Raw genomic sequence first — 463 nt, forward strand, 5'->3', positions numbered from 1 at the left:
TGGCCGCCGCCCGAACACCAGCGTTTGGTGCCGTTCAGAATCACCTTGTCGCCCTCGATGACCGCCTTGGTCTTGAGGTCGGTGAGGGCCGAGCCCGCGTCGGGTTCGGACATGGACACGGCCACGACCGCCTCGCCCGCGCAGACGCGGGGAATGACGCGGTCCTTGAGGCTGTCCTGCGCGAACAGTTCGATGGCGCGGACGGGGCCGACGCAGCTCTCAAAAACCGGAAAGGCGACGGCGGAGCTGATCTTGGCGAATTCCTCAACCACCAGCAGGGCTTCGAGATTTCCAAGGCCGAGTCCGCCGTACTGTTCGCCGACGTTGATCCCGAGAAAGCCCATGTCGGCGTAGCGCTTGAGCCACTCCGCCGGGACGGGTTCGCATTTCGCTTCGAGTTCCTTGGCCAGCTCCGGCAGTTGCTCCTGCGCGAAACGCCGGGCGGCCTCTTGCAGGCTCTTCT

At 65.2% G+C, this 463-nt stretch carries 1 protein-coding gene; it reads right to left on the reverse strand.

Annotation, left to right across the window (positions count from 1 at the left end; translation table 11 throughout):
* Positions 1-463, reverse strand: a 463-nt coding sequence (locus B2585_RS19755) for an acyl-CoA dehydrogenase family protein (protein ID WP_292025813.1), incomplete at both ends; no start/stop codon positions are given.

The sequence above is a fragment of the Maritimibacter sp. UBA3975 genome, assembly GCF_002384975.1.
Taxonomy (GTDB): Bacteria; Pseudomonadota; Alphaproteobacteria; order Rhodobacterales; family Rhodobacteraceae; genus Maritimibacter.